This window comes from Corallococcus caeni, assembly GCF_036245865.1.
GTDB lineage: Bacteria > Myxococcota > Myxococcia > Myxococcales > Myxococcaceae > Corallococcus > Corallococcus caeni.
The window spans coordinates 1-336 of record NZ_BTTW01000116.1; the positions used below are offsets into that span (position 1 = coordinate 1).

At 71.7% G+C, this 336-nt stretch carries 1 protein-coding gene; it reads right to left on the reverse strand.

All coding sequences use genetic code 11. The features are described 5' to 3' along the window. The coding region (locus AABA78_RS39065; protein WP_338270625.1) for a hypothetical protein at positions 1-336 on the reverse strand (336 nt) is incomplete at both ends.

Sequence of the window (336 nt, forward strand, 5' to 3'; positions counted from 1 at the left end):
TGCTGGTGGCGCACTCCCACTCGTTGCGCTCGTTGCCGGGGCTGCACGCGCCCGCGACGGTGCAGGAATCCACCGTCCGGTAGAGGCGGGGGCCGGTGGCCTGGCTGGCGTTGGTGAGCGTCTCGAAAGACTGGGTAAAGCCCGCGGAGCCGCTGGTGCCGTCACCGCGGCCGGCGTTGCTGTTGGTGATGTCACGCTTGCTGGGGGCGACGCCGCAGCAGTTGCTGCCGGGCTGGCAGGTGGTGCTCTGCGAGGTGCCCAGCGCCAGCTGCTCTCCGGCGCCCGTCACCGCCGTCACCTTGCCGGTGGAGCGGCCCTGCCAGTCCAGCGAGTAGG